This is a genomic window from Vibrio sp. ED004 (assembly GCF_023206395.1).
Taxonomy (GTDB): Bacteria; Pseudomonadota; Gammaproteobacteria; order Enterobacterales; family Vibrionaceae; genus Vibrio.
In genome coordinates this window covers 1548153-1564457 of the sequence record NZ_CP066150.1, presented here as the reverse complement: position 1 = coordinate 1564457, position 16305 = coordinate 1548153, and the positions used below count along the sequence as shown (strand labels likewise).

Genomic DNA, 16305 nt, shown 5'->3' with positions numbered 1-16305 from the left:
TATGAGCACGGACTTGCGTCAACAATGTAATTTGTTGCTTTCTGGTCACTTTGAACCGACTCCGGCACAAACATTTGCTCAGATGGCTGAATGGTGTGAAACGAACAATGTGCGTCATGACAGCTATGGCGATGGTGAATTCATCGAAGGCTTTGAAGCCAAAGTTGCAGAGCTGCTTGGCTATGAAGCGGCGGTGTTTGTGATTACTGGCACAATGAACCAACCGACGGCGTTAGAGATTGCGTGCCAAGAGAAAAGAAACCCACTCGTTGCGATGCATGAGTCGAGTCATATCATGCGTCATGAACGCCAAGGGTATCAGCTCCAGAACCGTTTCAATGTGCTTCCGGTTGGTAATGTATTTCGAACTTGGAACGTTGATGATTTAAAGGCTTGGCCAGATGAGATCGCGGCGGCGTTGTATGAGCTGCCCATGCGTGAGATTGGTGGGCAACTGCCAGAGTGGGAAGAGCTTGAAGCAATTAAGCAATACTGCAAAGAACAATCGATCCATCTTCATATGGATGGTGCTCGTTTGTGGGAGTGCGGCGCTTATTACCAAAAGCCTTATAGCGAGATCGCAAAGGGTTTCGATACGGCTTATGTTTCGCTCTACAAAGGGTTAAACGGCCTTGGAGGTTCACTATTATTAGGTGATAAGGCTTTTGTAGCGAAAGCGTCGGCATGGATGAAGCGTCAAGGCGGCAATGTTTACCATAGAACGCCTTATGTGGTTTCTGCGGCCATGCAGTTTGACCAACGACTCGAGCTAATGCCAGCTTTGTATGAGCGCACTAAGCAGCTCTACCAAATCTTATTGGATTACCCTCAATTCAAAGTGAATCCGCAGCAACCGCAAGTGAATATGCTTCACCTTTATTTACCAGTGAGCTATGAAGAGGGCATCATAGCGCGAGATAATATCGCCAAGAAGCACAAGGTTTGGATAGGAAACCCAGCAATCAGCGAGCTACCGAATCAATGTAAGATTGAGTGGTATGTGGGTGATAATTTATTGAACTTACCCGATCATGAGCTGATCGATATTCTAGATTTTATTAACGAAGAGCTTATTTAATTAGCGAAGAGCTGGTTTGATTACAGAAGCGTTGAATTGTTCGCAGCAGAAGTGAGTTAATCGAGGTGAATACAGGGCATGTTCCCTGTATTCATTTAAATAGCGACAATGGTGCGTGTTACATATATTGGTTGATGTACACGTCAACTAAAAACATGAATACAGGCACGGTGCTGAGAAGTCCGAAGAAGACGATTGGCACCCAGTTTTTCATTTTCTTTTTAGGTTGCTCAGTGTTGTTCATAAATTCGGCCTTAATTCGTTGTTGAGTCTGTTTAGCTTTGTTGTACTAAATAATCTGAGAGCATGGTATCAAATAAACTCGATGAGCCCTATGCGGATTTGGCGTTTCGTGGGGTGTATCAAACACATAAAATCTCGTTGATTCATAAGCGGTTCATAAAGACTCAATAATAATGAACCTATCAGAACAAGTATTGCCTTACTCGGCATATGAAAAAACAGCATTCAAAGATTTGGAGAATACAGAATGAAAACAATAGGAAACATCATTTGGTTTCTGTTCGGTGGCGTATTTATGGGGCTAGCTTGGTGGTTCTTCGGGCTTCTCGCATTCCTTACCATCGTAGGTATTCCATGGGGACGAGCGTGTTTTGTCATGGGTAATTTCTCATTCTTTCCATTCGGCCAAGAAGCGATTTCTCGTGATGAATTGACCAATGAAATGGACATCGGCACCAGCCCGCTAGGCGTGATTGGTAACGTGATTTGGTTCTTATTTGCAGGTATCTGGCTTGCTATTGGTCACATTATGTCAGCTGTAGCGTGTTTCATTACCATCATCGGTATTCCATTTGCGATTCAGCACCTTAAGTTAGCACTTATCTCATTGGCGCCAATCGGCAAAACGGTTGTTGATAAGCGTGAAGCAGAAGCGGCACGAGTAAGAAATTACAAAGGTTAAGATTTCAGTCTGAGCCTTATAGACACTGAAAAAGCACATCATTCGATGTGCTTTTTTATTGGTGCTAGGTTTATCTTCACTAAGGCTTTTGATTGGCAAAAACAATGCGAACTAATCATTGCGATCTAAACGTTATTGAACAGGACTTCAATTCTAAGCGTGATATTGGCTTCTTCCGTGTGCTTTTCGTAAGGCTCTCGCTCCCACTGATAACGCGGGATGACTTCGTAAAACAGCCACTCCTTCCATACGTTTTCTCGGTAGGTTACAGATACCTGAGAGTATTCGTAGTGGTTATACGGCTCGCTGGTTGCCGAGATAGTCGCGCTGTATTGCAGAGCTTGGTCTTGAGATAGGTAATGATACAAGGTCAACCCTGTTCCATATTCCCAACCCTTGAGGTCATCGTTATAACCTGCAAAATTTGACCATCGCGCTAAGAAGTCATCACTTAGGGAAAGATCAAAATCGATATCGGTGATCTCTCCGGTCTCTTTCTTCTCTTGATATACACGCTGAGTCAGCCTGAATACCGCATCCGTTGTTAGCGGGTAGGTAAAGCGATAGCGAGCTTCGATGCGCGGACGCAGTGTCGCCTTGATATTGAAGCTACTGTAACCCTTGGCATAAGCGTCGTATCGCAGGCCGAGTGCGCTCTCTAACTCTTCTGAATCTTGCGGAAAGAAATCTAAGAACTCTTCGTCACCAACCGATTCATAGATTAACTTCAGTCGTTTACTCACAAAAGGCAGGTGCAAGCGTGCGTTGAGCTTAGTCGAGTAATCAACCTCGCCACCTTCTGAATAGATAAAGTCGTTGTACCAACGAACGGAGGTGCCTGCACGGGCATCTTCGGTAATACGGTCATCCACAAAGAAGCTGTCAAACCACAGCGCAGGTTGGCAAAACTTACTGTTCAAGTAGTGATAGGCTTTCTCGACCGGGGCGTCTTCTAAAGGTTGGCTGTGACACTCATCTTTTTCCTCCGCGAGTGCAGAGTGAGAAACGAGTGAAGCTAATAATGAGGTGCTAACTATCCAACGACTCAATGGAACCTATTTGTCATTCTATATATCAATAGGTTGACTATAACCAAGCGATCGCAACAATGCGACTTTTTCGTTGTGAGTCGTTATTGATTAACGGCTCTTGGGAGTGGGGAAGACAAAGATTTGAAAGGGATTGGACAGATAAAAGAAAACGGGCTCAGAAGATGAGCCCGTTTTTATCGATTGGTTTCTAGAACCTAGATTACATTGCCGCTTTGAAGATCGCTGAGATTTCTTCGTGAGTTGCTTGTTTAGGGTTAGTGAAACCACAAGCATCTTTCAGTGCGTTGTCAGACAGAGTTGGGATGTCTACAAGCTTAGCACCAAGCTGCGCGATACCGGTTGGGATGTTCACGTCGTTTGCTAGTTGAACAATCGCTTCGATCGCTGCTTCTGCACCTTGCTCTGGTGTCATACTTTCCACATTCACGCCCATTGCTTTCGCAACATCACGTAGACGCTCAGGACAAACTTGCGCATTGTAGCGTTGAACGTGTGGTAGCAAGATAGCGTTACATACACCGTGTGGAAGGTCGTAGAAACCACCCAGTTGGTGCGCCATTGCATGAACATAGCCAAGAGAAGCATTGTTGAATGCCATACCAGCCATGAACTGTGCGTAAGCCATTTGCTCACGAGCTTCAATGTCTTCGCCGTGCGATACTGCTGTTCTTAGGTGCGCTTGCACAAGTTCAATCGCTTTGATCGCTACTGCGTCTGTGATCGGCGTTGCTGCGATAGAAACGTAAGCTTCGATTGCGTGTGTTAGCGCGTCCATACCCGTTGCTGCAGTCAGTGATGCAGGTTTAGCAAGCATCAACTCAGGATCGTTTACTGAGATAAGCGGTGTTGTGTGCTTATCAACGATAGCCATCTTAATGTGGCGCTCTTCATCAGTGATGATGCAGAAACGTGTCATTTCAGATGCTGTACCTGCTGTCGTGTTGATAGCAATAAGAGGCATCATAGGTTTTTCAGACTGATCGACACCTTCGTAGTCTGCAATTTTACCACCGTTAGAAGCAACTAACGCGATACCTTTTGCACAGTCGTGTGGGGAACCGCCACCTAGAGAAACAACGAAATCACAGTCGTTGTCAGTCAGCAATTCAAGACCATCGTTAACGTTAGTGATGGTTGGGTTTGGTTGAGTACCATCGAATACAACTGCGTCTACGCCGCGCTGGCTAAGAAGGTCTTGTACCTGCTTAACTACGCCAATTTGGTTAAGGATCTTATCTGTCACGATCAGACCTTTTTTAAAGCCTTGAGACTGAATGCTATCAGCAGCATCCTTCAGACAGCCAGTACCCATGAAGTTGATTGTAGGGATGTAAAATGCAGTAGACATTGGAAAACTCCGTTAATTATGATTTTTAATTTCCTACATGGTGTCGGCAATCAACTGGTCGACCATTGATCTGGAACAATTTTGATCCCGAACTACCACTTTGTGGCTATGCGTTGTGATAGGGCTCATATAGCAATCGTTTTTATGGTTTTCAGATATGTTTATTGTCAGTAATGGATGGCAAGCTATTGATTGATTTAAGCGCAGAATGGCACTCTATAACCATGAAAAATAAAGATTATTCAGTCAAAGTTGCTTCTAATTCATCTTTTTTCGATATCTCAATTGAGTCATCGCTGCATGTAACTTGAGGCTGTTGAGGCTCATCGGAATTTAAAGAATCAGAGGTGTCTTGTGATTCTTCATCATAATATTTAACAAGAAATGGGGTGAGCATGACAGATGACGGTAAGAAGTGCTTCATAGTACCTCCCGGTACATTTCGTGTATTTCCTTTATGGTATTGGTTTAATATGTGGCAAAATTTGCGATACATCATGACTTGTTGCTTGTTTTCTATAAATTATTAGAACTATATTCAGGCTCACAAAAATGGTAGTAGAATGCACACTTAACCGTTGAGGTTAGGAAAGAACAAATATAAATACGGCTCGATAGCGCGAATAACAGGACAGAAAATGAAGTACGATTGGATATTCTTTGATGCGGATGAAACCTTGTTCCACTTTGACGCTTTTCAAGGAATGAAGCTAATGTTCTCCCGTTTTGGTGTGGATTTTAGCGAGCAGGATTATTCCGTTTATCAAGAAGTTAACCTACCACTATGGGTAGAATATCAAGATGGCCGAATTACGGCTGATCAACTGAAGCACGCACGCTTCGAAAGCTGGGCAGAAAAGTTAGAAACAACAACTGCGGAATTAAACAGTGCATTCCTAACAGCAATGGCGGACATCTGTTCTTTGCTACCGGGTGTCAAAGAGCTAATGGAATCGTTACAAGGCAAAGTGAACATGGGCATTATTACTAATGGCTTCACTGAGCTGCAATCGATCCGTTTAGAGCGTACTGGCATGACCGATTACTTCGAACATGTGATCATTTCTGAAGAAGTCGGCGTTGCTAAGCCAGATGCTGAGATCTTTGAACATGCACACAAGCTTGTCGGCTTACCAGCAAAGCAGCGCATTTTGATGGTGGGTGATAACCCACACTCTGATATTTTAGGTGGCTTAGACTTTGGTATCGAGACCTGTTGGTTAAACAGCCAAGAGAAGGCGACGCCAGAAGGTATTACCCCTCATTACCAAGTGAAGTCTCTGGCTGAGCTGCAAGCTCTGTTATTGGCATAATTGCTTTTAGATTTTTGAGTGAATGATTGATAGCCGAGTACAGTTATGTGCTCGGCTACTTATTTTTACCTACTGCAAGTTATCGATAGTGGTGCTTAAGCCTATCTTTGCTTTAAGCTCGCTTTGATTACACCATTACAATAAAGAAAAGGAAGAGGCGTGCTGAAATCTCATCGCCATAGCTGCTACGGCATTGCTGCCATTTTACTTTGGAGCTGTTTAATCGCGTTGTCGCGTAGCGTATCAGAACAACTGGGCCCAATCGGCGGCGCAGCCAGCCTTTATACAGTGAGCTCACTGTTGTTGGTCTGTGTTATGGGTTTACCTAAGCTGTCGCGCTTCTCTAAGTCGTATCTGTTGATTGGTGGTGCTCTGTTCGTTTGCTATGAGATCTTTTTGGCTTTGGCTTTAGGAATGGCAAACAATAGACATCAAGCCTTGGAAATGGCCGTCATCAACTACTTATGGCCAGCATTGACGGTGTTGTTCGCAGTCCTGCTCAGCGATAAGAAAATTAACTGGTTGGTTTACCCAAGTATCTTCTTGGCCTTCTTTGGCGTGGCTTGGAGCATCAGCGGCGATCAGGGGCTTTCTGTTGAACAAATCGCTGCCAATGTTGCTACTAACCCAAAAACTTATTCAATGGCGTTTTTCGGCGCGATTATTTGGGCGGTTTACTGTAATTACACCCAAAAAGTGGCGAAAGGGCAGAATGCGATCGTGTTGTTCTTTATCGCGACTGCAATCACCTTGTGGATCAAATACGCCTTGAGTAACGAAACCGGCATGGTGATGACAACCAGTGCTGCAATCGACTTAGTGTTAGCCGGTGTGTGTATGGGGGCAGGTTACGCGCTTTGGAATACAGCGATACTTGGCGGCAATATGGTTTTCCTAGCGACCATGTCTTATTTCACGCCTATTTTTGCGACCTTACTGTCTTCTATGATTTTGGGTTTGTCATTGAGCATGACGTTTTGGCAGGGTGTTTGTATGGTGACGATTGGCTCGTTAGCTTGTTGGTGGGTAACCAGAGATAAAAAGCCGACGGTTACGGCGTCGGCTTCTAAAAAGGTTCAATCAGAGTCTTAGTTAGTAAGAGGCTTTCTTAACTCTTAACTCTTAACTCTTAACTGTTAACTCGCGATATTGAGATTCAATTGGAGCTCATAAGGCATCTTCGATAAGCGTCGCTTAAGTTGGCGGCGCGTACGTTCAATATCATCAACCGCAATCGCATCTTGGTCATTGGTATGAATATCAACGTTGATTCTTAGCTCAGGACCAACCTTAGTCACGCCCATTAGTTCCAAATCTTGATCCGCTTCTTTGTCTACCGCGACAACGTTTTTATCTACCGCATCACAAATGTCTTTGGTTGCCGACATCATCAGCAGTTCACGCATCGCTTCTCGTAACATGTCGAATGGTACTTTGATGAAGTAGAAAGACATCAGTAACATCATCATTGGGTCGGCATACACTGCGTATGACGCAAGAGGTGAGAATGTCATTGCCCACGCTACGACGAAACCAGCTGTCACCGCGACACTCAATAGTGTATCCATCTGCCACTGTTTAGATTCCGCTTGAATCAAACCTGAAGAGATACGTTTGCTCTTGTTAGCGATGTACCACCAAGCGTAACCACAACCCAACACGTTGAAAATACCAAACAGAGTTGCGATAGAAGCATCGACCTCACGACCACCTGTCATCAAGGCACCAATCGCAGAGTAAAGCGAATAACCAACCACAAGTAAAATCACAACGGCTTTAATCGCAATAACAATGGGCTCGATGATAGCTCGACCAAACGGGAACTCTCTATCTGAAGGGCGATTAATGTATTTTGAAGCAGCTAGTGACAATAAAGTTAACAGTAAGCTGATAAGAGAATAGACACCGTCAAATACTATGACCAGAGAGCCAACGATAAGACCCAACACCAATCCGCCAATAGCGAAGCCTGATGCTAAAAGGGCTGAGAACAATAGTACTCGATTTTCGTTTTGGCTTTTCCTGTCACACATAATATTTTCCAGATGTTTTTGATAACTTCATTGTTCTAATAATGAGCTAACTTTACAAACTTTATCTGATGACCTTTATATGTACTATTTAAGTAGTTCATTAAAGTTATTGTAATTCAGTGGTTTAGGTTGACATCAAGGTGTCAATAAAGTTGACGATGACTGTTTTCTAGGGGATATGTGCAACTGAGAATAGATGGTTTATGATTAATAAAACATATCAGTCATCAGTGTCGTATAGCTTCGTGAGCTCAATGTTTACATAAACTTAAGCATATCGATAAAGGCAACGTTAGCGTTCGAATACGTTGCGTAAATCGTTCGGTTTTAGCTGCATGACATCAGTATCAAGGAATGGATAAATATGAAGTTTGATAACCTCAATGACAGCGAGTTATGGGCGATTGCTACGCCTATCATGGATAACTTGATGGAAGGTTCAACCAAGGTTGACCATGCACAACACTGTCGAGACTTTACACAGCGAATGAAGGATATCGTTACGCCCGAGTACTTGGAGAAGGTGTGTCATCATTATCAGCACAGCAATGGCTTCTTTGCTGAACGTGAGCCAGTAGCGCTATTCAGACGTTCTGATTCTATCGCCTTTGTGTGGAAGCAAGCGTATACCATTGCTAAAGGTGAATTTGTGGCTGAAATGGTACTGGCTGAGGAAGAGGGACGTTACTTGGTGGATCACGTCATGGTTTTCTAATCGGTTCAGTCTTTGGTTATATCAGTATTAGGCTGTATTAGTATTAGGTTACTAGTCTCAGTTTGCACAAGGCGGCGCAGGCAATAGCTCGTGCCGCTCTTAAATTGGGAAGCTAAAATTAGAAATCGAACAAGTAGTCGCTGAGCTGATCCGCGAGCCAGTTCATACCAGGGTGTTCAGCCATGCCTGCCGCAGTAAACATGCAGTAATCCTCTTGAGTCAGGCCGTATGTGTGTTTGATCACCGCTAACTCTTGTTCACGTAGCAAATGACGAATCAATGGCTCTGGCATTACGCCCCATGCCTCTTCACGTAAAATCGTATCCAACATAAAATCAAAGCTAGAGAAGCCGATGTAACGACGTGAGAAGGGCTCAAGCTCTGGATTATCCTTTTCATTGAGATAAACCATGGTAGCTTGCATCGAATTTCTTAACACCTCATCAGAAACACGTCGCATCGCACTCAGATCGTGTCCTTTCTTACACACCGACATCATTCGAATCTTGCCAAGCGGGTTGTAGATAATACGCGGGTCATCGACACGTTCGTAATCGACACCAAAAGCGAAATCCACTTGCTGAGTCTCAACCAGATTGGCTAAGTCGCCACTCGACGCGAGAACAAAGTTGAATGAGGTAGAAGGGTACTTGTTATTGAGGGCATGAGATAAATCCTGCCACATCTCATCGGGTAATGAGTCGTCGCGGGCAATCCATATCTCGGCGTTGAACTCGCCAGACACATGCAAGCACGTTTGCTTAATGCGTGCTGCTGTAACTAACATGCCTTCACAGTCTTTGTAGATGGCTTTGCCTGCTTCAGACAGCTCGACGTGATTTCCGCTACGCACGAACAGTTCTACATCTAACTCTTTTTCCAAGGCTTTAATCGACATGCTGAGTTTGGTTCGGTTGCATTCTAGCTGGCGTGCAGCTTCAGAGACTGATCCTAAATCAGCAACAGAACAAAAGGCTTGGACTTGAGAAAGGTTCATTTCATTTCCATATTGAGCGGGTGTCGGTGCATATTATCTGAATATTGTGCTGACTATCTTAGAAATAGTCCATCTTTGCATGATAACTCTATGACGAATTGACTAATTTGGTTTACTCTGGGGAAGTTCCGAACCTACAAGAAGTAAAGATGGAGGCCATGATGGCGAAACAATGGGACGAGTACGCCGTTGATTGGGATAAAGATCCCGCGACCGCAGTATTCGCACAGTCCGTATTTGACCAGTTGACACAGCTCGTTGATTTAAACGGAACCCGTGTCCTTGATTTTGGTTGTGGTACAGGACTACTCAGCCAGAAAATATCTCCTTTAGCAAAAGAGATCATCGCACTCGACATCTCCGAAGGGATGATTGAAGAGTTAGATAAGAAAGAGTTACCAAACGTTGAACCGGTTGTTGATATTTTATCGCGCGGACTAGCAGCGCAGCATCCAGCATTCAGAAACCAGTTTGACCTAGTGGTCGCTTCTTCGGTGTGTGGTTTTATCCCGAACCTACAAGATACAGTCAGTCTGATTTACACATTGCTTGAAAATGATGGCACGTTTGTCCACTGGGATTGGTACCTAGAAAACGGCAGTGAAGATTATGGCGTAAGCCAGCAGCGCTCAGAGAATGTATTGAGTGCGGCAGGTTTCTCTGTTGTTGAAGTGTCGACACCGTTCTCGGTTGATACACCACAAGGTGAGTTAAAAGTACTAATGGGCGTTGGACTCAAACAAGTGCTTCCTCACCTGTAATTGCTTCCCTTATCTGTAAAGAGTATTGCTTTTAGCCAACTCTGACAGAGCGAACCTAAATAACGAAACCCACATCAACGGCCTTAAAGCCAGTTATGTGGGTTTTTCTATTTTTACGGCTTCGTGTTTTAAACGGACTATTCCTATTTCTATACCTAGTGTCTTAATGACGGCTAATTTCAAATGTCTAATTTCCATTTTGGAAAAATAGTCTTGCATACATTTCATTAGTGGAAATGTAACCGCGAGATATAAAATAAGCCCATAACAATTTTAAGGGTTTAATCATGAGCCACCAATCTGCTTCTCCACAACTTTCAGAGCAACAACAACGCTTTAGCAATATCATTTCAGATGCCAACCTGTCTCCAAAACAGAAATCGAGTTATCTTGCCTTAGAAGCTGAAGCAAGCCTGCCGTATATGCCGGTAAGTAATGAAGTAGAACAAGCCTTACAACAAGGTGTGCTATGTGACATGTTTGAAGGTCACGCCCCATTTAAGCCGCGCTATGTGCTTCCCGATTATTCTAAATACTTACATCAAGGCTCAAAGTATTTAGAGCTTAGCGCGGCAACTAATTTCGACGAAGCATTGAACATGCTGACCATCCTTTATCATCACGTTCCGTCAGTGACTTCCATTCCGGTTTACTTAGGTCAACTGGATGATGTGTTGATGCCTTTCGTGGGTGACTTAACGGAAGAGCAGGTTTATCAAAAGCTTAAGCTGTTCTGGATTATGTTGGATCGCACGCTGCCAGATGCTTTCATGCATGTGAATATCGGCCCTACGGATAATATTATCTGCCGCACTATTTTACGTGTCGATGCTGAACTTAAGCAGATCGCACCTAACTTAACCTTTATGTACGACCCAGCAGTGACACCTGATGATCTGTTGCGTCATGCTGCGAGTAACATCTGTGAATGCAGCAAGCCACACATCGCCAACTACCCAGCACACGCTGCGGCCTACGGTGATAAGCGTTTTGGCATCGTGAGCTGTTACAACTCTCTACCTCTAGCGGGTGGTTCAAATACGCTAGTACGTATGAACCTGAAACAAGTGGCGTTGAAGTCTGAGGACAGTGCCGATTTCTTACAACAAGTGCTGCCAAACTACAGCGGTATCATGATTGAGCTGATGAATGCGCGTAGCCGTTTCTTGCACGAAGAGTCTAACTTCTTCGAAGGCTTCTTAACCAAAGAGGGTTTGATCGAAGAAGATCGCTTTGCGCCAATGTTTGGCATTTACGGCATGGCTGAAGCTGTCAACATCTTGATGGAAAAAGAGGGCAAAGCAGGGCGTTATGGTCATGACGAACAAGCTAACCAACTCGGACACCGTATTTCTGAAAAGCTGGCTGAGATCGTTGAAAGCTCTGAAGTGAAGTATGGGTTGGAAGGCAAGGCTCTGTTGCATGCTCAAGGTGGTATCAGCTTAGATGAAGATGTAACGCCAGGTGTGCGTATTCCTTATGGTACAGAACCTGATCCTGTCTCTTACGTTCGCGCAACTGCGGGTCATCACAAGTTCTATACCTCAGGTATCAGCGACATTCTGACCATCGACGAAACAGTAAAGTCGAATCCTGAAGCGATGTTTAACTTGTGTAAAGGCGCAATCCAAGCGGGTTACCGTGAGTTTACTGCCAACGTGGCATCGAACGACTTGGTTCGTGTGACGGGTTACATGATCAAGTTATCTGATATTGCTAAATACGACGAGCAAGGTTCACGTACCAACACCACCTTCCTTGGTGCTGAAGCTGCAAAAAACACCGGTATCTTAGAACGTAAACCGCGCGTGGCGAGCTTAGAGATGTCGCCAACATACGAATAGCGTTGTAATCGAATCACATTAATTATGAAAATTTCTGATCTAACAACTCAAATGGCTAGGGTTAATAACAATAAGACAGAAAAACAAGCGAAGGTCAGCCGTGTGCTGACCTTTTCTTGTGTTGATGGACCGGGAAATCGCCTAGTGCTGTTTCTACAAGGGTGTAATTTCGATTGTATAACCTGTCACAACCCACACACCATTAATCACTGTAACCACTGCGGAGACTGCGTCAGCGGGTGTCCAAGCGGTGCGTTGAGCACCGTTGATGGCAAAGTGAAGTGGGATTCGGCGGCTTGCACTAACTGCGATCAGTGCATTGACATCTGTAACCATAAATCGAGCCCGAAAATCACATCGATGATGGTCTCGGAAGTACTTGAACTCGTTAGGCATAATCAGTTCTTTCTGAGCGGTATTACCATTTCGGGAGGTGAAGCAACCATGCAACTGCCGTTTATCATTGAACTGTTTCAAGCAATCAAAAGCGACGCGCAGTTGGCACATTTGACGTGTTTTATTGACAGTAATGGCTCGCTGTCTAAACAAGGCTGGGAGCGAGTATTGCCTTACCTTGATGGCGCGATGATTGACTTAAAATCGTGGCAATCAGAAACACACCAATGGTTAGTCGGCAGAGGCAATCATCGAGTGATTGAAACCATTAACTATTTGGCTGATAAAGGTAAGTTACATGAAGTTCGGTTACTGCATATTCCAAATAAAAGCGATCTTGAGGACGAGATAGAGCAAGTTGGCTATTACTTAAATGGATTGCCAAGCGGTGTTCGGATTCGACTTAATGCTTTTCAACATCACGGCGTGATCGGCGAAGCGCTAGAGTGGCCTAAATGTACAGAGCAACAAATGCAGAGCTTTCACGACAAGCTCTACGCGATAGTTCAAAGGCCGATGCAAACGCCAGAGGTTTATACCTAGCTTTTAAGTGGTTTAGACGCTCAGTCAGGCTTCTAAGAGTGTTAAGTCTTTAAAAGGATTAAGCTTCTAAGAACAAGTCACATAGCCATTTGATCGCTTGATCATTCATGTTTGGTTTGTTCCATACTAGGCTGTACGCCACTTTACCGTAATCGAAGGGAAGTGGCTTACTCACCAAACCTTGTGCTTGTTTTGCATGCTCAGCCCATTGCTTCGAACAGGTGAACAAGAAAGGCGTGTGATGACAAAGTACGGCTGCAGCACCAAAGTCCGCTACCGATATCGCCATTTCTCTCGGCTGGTGGCATTGAACTAAGTTTTGCTCAAAGTAAGGCTGAGACAGTTCATTATCTAAAATACCAATGTGCTTGTAATCTAAATAGCCCTCAACCGTCAGCTCTTGCTGTGCGAGGGGGTGGTGAGCACCCATCAAACACACCATCTCATCGGGAAGAATGGTTTCCCAAACCAACTCTTTGTTATCGGTTGGTGGTTGGGATATATCGTGAGGCAACAAGATCAAATTCACCTTGCCGCTAAGCAAAGCATCGAAACCAAGTTGCTGCTTTGAATAGATATTGAGTTTCGCTTTAGGCGCAAGTTTTGTGGTGATTTTGCTGATCTTTGAGGCGAACACTTCAAAGGTGCTTTCACGCATCGAGAGCGAAAAGCTGCCTTGGTACTTCTCTGGAGTAAAACTCTTTTGATGAAGGAGTCCATTCATGCTGGAGAGAATGGCGTGAACGGTTGGGGCTATCTTTAAGGCAAAAGGTGTTGGGATTAGCTTAGTGCCGTCTCGATAGAAGAGTTCATCGTTAAGGATGTCACGCAGTTGCGAGAGTGTTTTACTGACACTCGAAGGGCTCACACAAAGTTGCTCAGACGTTTGAGTCACGCTGTGGGTGTTCAGCATAATATGCAGCACAGTGAGGTGCTTAAGGCTCACTCTCGATAAGTGTAAGTAATCCATGTGTGACTCACGTATTCAGATTGGCTTGTGATTTCGCATGAACGACAAAACCGAACAAGCCAAATTGGATTAAGGTTATTTACGAGCCAACTTATGGTGAGCTCGTGAAAAGTGGCCTGCACAGAATGCGCCGACAATCGATAACTCGCCCGCTAAACACAGCGCAGCACAGACTTCGGCTAAGGCTTGTGATTTACCGTTGCCGTGCAGCCCTAACAAATCGAGACACGCTTTTTGGCTTGGCAACCCAGTACCGCCACCGACAGTCCCTAGCATCAGGTTAGGTAAGGTTACGCTCGCGTACAAACCGCCTTCTTTGTTCAGTTCCATACGTGTCATACCAATCGCAGACTCAGCCACACACGCCGCGTCTTGGCCGCAAGCAATGTAAAGAGCAGCAAGTGCATTCGCGTAGTGGGCATTGATACCAATCGTACCGCTCAGAGCGCCACCAACGGTTGTCATCTGGCCAAACTGCACCATCTTCTCAGGTGTGGTGTGCAAGTACTTTGCAACAAGCTCTGCAGGAATGTTTACTTCTGCAGTGACCTTTTTACCACGAACACTGCGTAAGGTTTGGGTATTGGCTTTTTTGTCGCCCGATAAGTTGCCATCAAGGAAAGCATGGTCAGGCTTAACTGGTGTATTCTCAATGATGTATTCAAACACGGCATTAGTTGCGATGGTTACCATGTTCTGACCAGAAGCGTCTCCAGTTAGAAACTCAAACACCAAGTAGACATGGTTGCCTTCGATGTTGATATTGATGTCGGTAAGCTTGCCATGTGATGTAGTTGATTCAGCTAACGCTTTAAATTGCCCATATTGGGTTACTGCCCAAGCCACAAACTGTCCTGCTTCTACTAAACCTTGGAATGCAAAACCGGGAGTACGTGTTACGCCTTCATTGAGCAACATCGCACTTGCGCCACCACAAGCTGTAATTAGCTTTGAACCACGGTTGTAAGACGCGACAAGCGCTGCCTCTGTGGTTGCGAGTGGTACCAAGTAATCCCCCTCAGCAAACAGGCCATTGACTCTTAGCGGGCCAGAGACACCGACAGGCACTTTCACTGTTCCAATGAAGTGTTCGATGTTTTTCTCATAAGCTTGAATCTGACTTTCGGTATGGGAGTCGAGCAGCTCTTTTTGCGACTCTGCATTATCGAGAGCAGTCCAACGGCGTGTGAGATTCTTTTCTGTCAGGTAGGGGCTAGGTGTCAGCTTGTTTACTGGCTTTTCAAAGTGAGGTTGAAGCTTTTTTTCTAATTCGTCTGCGGAGATGTCGCCTCCTAAAATAGAAACATAGTCACGGCGATGCAGATTTAGTTTTGGCATAAATAGTATGAAGTAAAGTTTGTGCAGCAAATTGGTTTGCGCTGATTCTACCGAGTAATAAACCAGAAACAAGCGTCAGATATAATGAGTTACAGTTTGTGTGCTTATTGCGTCAAAAAGCGTCCAAAGTGGTTGAATCAAGACGATTTAGAACGTTGAAAATAAGTGCGAACAGTAAGTCTAGCTTAGATATGGATGTCTAGAAGACTGCCGATCGCTTCGTTTTGACGATCAACTACACTCGCACCCACACGGTTATAACTGGCGCTTTGGGTTAGCTTCAATAGTGAATCGGTTGATGATGAAACAGGTTCTGGATCTTTGTCTTTAAACGAAATGGATTGTTCAGGCTCTACTTGGTTGAAGCTGAGATCACTGCCTTTGAAAGCATCATCGGATTCTGGAGTATGTTTAGAGGCTTGATTGAGTTCGAGCGCGGCTTCTTCAGCCATGTTGTTTGACTGCTGAATAATGGCGTAACCAGATTGAATACCATATATCGACATAGCAGAACCTTTAATTGACGTGTTGAATAAGTCTAGGTGGACGATATTTTGAGCGCAATGGTGAAGGGGTAAAATTTACAGTGAAACAGTGTACTTAAACTAAAATAGTGACGTCTGTCTATTAACTGAACAGGTCGTTCAACGCATTTAGCTCTTCATCGGTAAGAAGAGTTTGTTGTTCCGTTTCAAGATTACCGTCAATCTCGCCTTGCAACGCTTTTAATTGCTGTGGGCTAAGAAGCTGAATCTGTTGTTTGAATGCTTCAAATTGTTGTGTATTCATAATGTGACCTTGGTGCAAATCCATATGCTCAATTGAGCATAGACTACTGGTACAGAAAATCAAACAAGATTAAGTGAATATCAAACGAAATTTGTAATTTCCTAGAACTAAGACAACTATAAATTCCTCTGGTCGTTTTTTGTCCGAGAAATGTTAGGCAAAGTTAAGGCTTGGTCAATCAAAGTCAGAAAATTCCTACAATG

Annotated in this window: 17 protein-coding genes; 8 read left to right on the top strand and 9 right to left on the bottom strand. The window is 44.3% G+C overall.

Annotation, left to right across the window (positions count from 1 at the left end):
- Position 1 precedes the first annotated feature (1 nt).
- On the top strand, positions 2-1078 hold the full coding sequence (locus ITG10_RS24340; protein ID WP_017629667.1) for a beta-eliminating lyase-related protein: 1077 nt from the start codon (positions 2-4) through the stop codon (positions 1076-1078).
- Positions 1079-1568: 490 nt separating this feature from the next.
- Positions 1569-2003, top strand: a complete 435-nt coding sequence (locus ITG10_RS24335; protein WP_017629666.1) for a YccF domain-containing protein — start codon at positions 1569-1571, stop codon at positions 2001-2003.
- 125 nt (positions 2004-2128) lie between these two features.
- Here the strand turns inward: ITG10_RS24335 and ITG10_RS24330 are convergent, their stop codons facing one another.
- From ITG10_RS24330 to ITG10_RS24320, 3 genes are all read right to left on the bottom strand, one after another.
- Positions 2129-3052, bottom strand: coding sequence for a hypothetical protein (locus tag ITG10_RS24330; protein WP_017629665.1), 924 nt, complete (start codon positions 3050-3052; stop codon positions 2129-2131).
- A 202-nt stretch (positions 3053-3254) separates the two neighbouring features.
- Positions 3255-4403 (bottom strand): L-threonine dehydrogenase, encoded by a 1149-nt coding sequence (gene yiaY / locus ITG10_RS24325; protein ID WP_017629664.1) that lies wholly within the window; start codon positions 4401-4403, stop codon positions 3255-3257.
- Between the two features lie 238 nt (positions 4404-4641).
- Positions 4642-4827 carry a hypothetical protein gene (locus ITG10_RS24320; RefSeq protein WP_017629663.1) on the bottom strand — a complete coding sequence of 62 codons (186 nt, stop codon included), beginning with the start codon at positions 4825-4827 and terminating at the stop codon, positions 4642-4644.
- Between the two features lie 214 nt (positions 4828-5041).
- Here ITG10_RS24320 and yjjG point away from each other — a divergent pair, with 214 nt between their 5' ends.
- Positions 5042-5716, top strand: a complete 675-nt coding sequence (yjjG, locus tag ITG10_RS24315; RefSeq protein ID WP_017629662.1) for a pyrimidine 5'-nucleotidase — start codon at positions 5042-5044, stop codon at positions 5714-5716.
- Positions 5717-5875: 159 nt separating this feature from the next.
- Positions 5876-6808, top strand: coding sequence for an aromatic amino acid DMT transporter YddG (yddG, locus tag ITG10_RS24310; protein WP_017629661.1), 933 nt, complete (start codon positions 5876-5878; stop codon positions 6806-6808).
- A gap of 44 nt (positions 6809-6852) precedes the next feature.
- Here the strand turns inward: yddG and ITG10_RS24305 are convergent, their stop codons facing one another.
- Positions 6853-7749 (bottom strand): cation diffusion facilitator family transporter, encoded by an 897-nt coding sequence (locus tag ITG10_RS24305; RefSeq protein ID WP_017629660.1) that lies wholly within the window; start codon positions 7747-7749, stop codon positions 6853-6855.
- A 364-nt stretch (positions 7750-8113) separates the two neighbouring features.
- Here ITG10_RS24305 and ITG10_RS24300 point away from each other — a divergent pair, with 364 nt between their 5' ends.
- Positions 8114-8464 carry a hypothetical protein gene (locus ITG10_RS24300; protein WP_017629659.1) on the top strand — a complete coding sequence of 117 codons (351 nt, stop codon included), beginning with the start codon at positions 8114-8116 and terminating at the stop codon, positions 8462-8464.
- A 118-nt stretch (positions 8465-8582) separates the two neighbouring features.
- Here ITG10_RS24300 and ITG10_RS24295 read toward each other — a convergent pair whose 3' ends face one another.
- Positions 8583-9461 (bottom strand): LysR family transcriptional regulator, encoded by an 879-nt coding sequence (locus ITG10_RS24295; protein WP_016797108.1) that lies wholly within the window; start codon positions 9459-9461, stop codon positions 8583-8585.
- A 161-nt stretch (positions 9462-9622) separates the two neighbouring features.
- On the opposite strand from ITG10_RS24295, the gene ITG10_RS24290 reads away from it, so the two are divergent.
- The 3 genes from ITG10_RS24290 (at position 9623) to ITG10_RS24280 (ending at position 13005) form a co-directional block, all read left to right on the top strand.
- Positions 9623-10222, top strand: coding sequence for a methyltransferase (locus tag ITG10_RS24290; RefSeq protein WP_017629658.1), 600 nt, complete (start codon positions 9623-9625; stop codon positions 10220-10222).
- A 287-nt stretch (positions 10223-10509) separates the two neighbouring features.
- On the top strand, positions 10510-12066 hold the full coding sequence (locus ITG10_RS24285; RefSeq protein WP_017629656.1) for a YjjI family glycine radical enzyme: 1557 nt from the start codon (positions 10510-10512) through the stop codon (positions 12064-12066).
- A 24-nt stretch (positions 12067-12090) separates the two neighbouring features.
- Positions 12091-13005 carry a YjjW family glycine radical enzyme activase gene (locus ITG10_RS24280; protein WP_026084116.1) on the top strand — a complete coding sequence of 305 codons (915 nt, stop codon included), beginning with the start codon at positions 12091-12093 and terminating at the stop codon, positions 13003-13005.
- 58 nt (positions 13006-13063) lie between these two features.
- Here the strand turns inward: ITG10_RS24280 and ITG10_RS24275 are convergent, their stop codons facing one another.
- The 4 genes from ITG10_RS24275 to ITG10_RS24260 form a co-directional block, all read right to left on the bottom strand.
- The gene (locus tag ITG10_RS24275) at positions 13064-13975 is read right to left on the bottom strand and encodes a LysR family transcriptional regulator (protein WP_017629653.1); all 912 of its coding nucleotides are present in this window, start codon (positions 13973-13975) and stop codon (positions 13064-13066) included.
- 75 nt (positions 13976-14050) lie between these two features.
- Entirely contained in the window at positions 14051-15313 is a 1263-nt protein-coding gene (locus ITG10_RS24270; protein ID WP_026084115.1) for a hydroxymethylglutaryl-CoA reductase, read from the bottom strand.
- Between the two features lie 185 nt (positions 15314-15498).
- On the bottom strand, positions 15499-15819 hold the full coding sequence (locus ITG10_RS24265; RefSeq protein ID WP_017629651.1) for a hypothetical protein: 321 nt from the start codon (positions 15817-15819) through the stop codon (positions 15499-15501).
- Between the two features lie 121 nt (positions 15820-15940).
- Entirely contained in the window at positions 15941-16126 is a 186-nt protein-coding gene (locus ITG10_RS24260) for a hypothetical protein (protein WP_017629650.1), read from the bottom strand.
- Positions 16127-16305 lie beyond the last annotated feature (179 nt).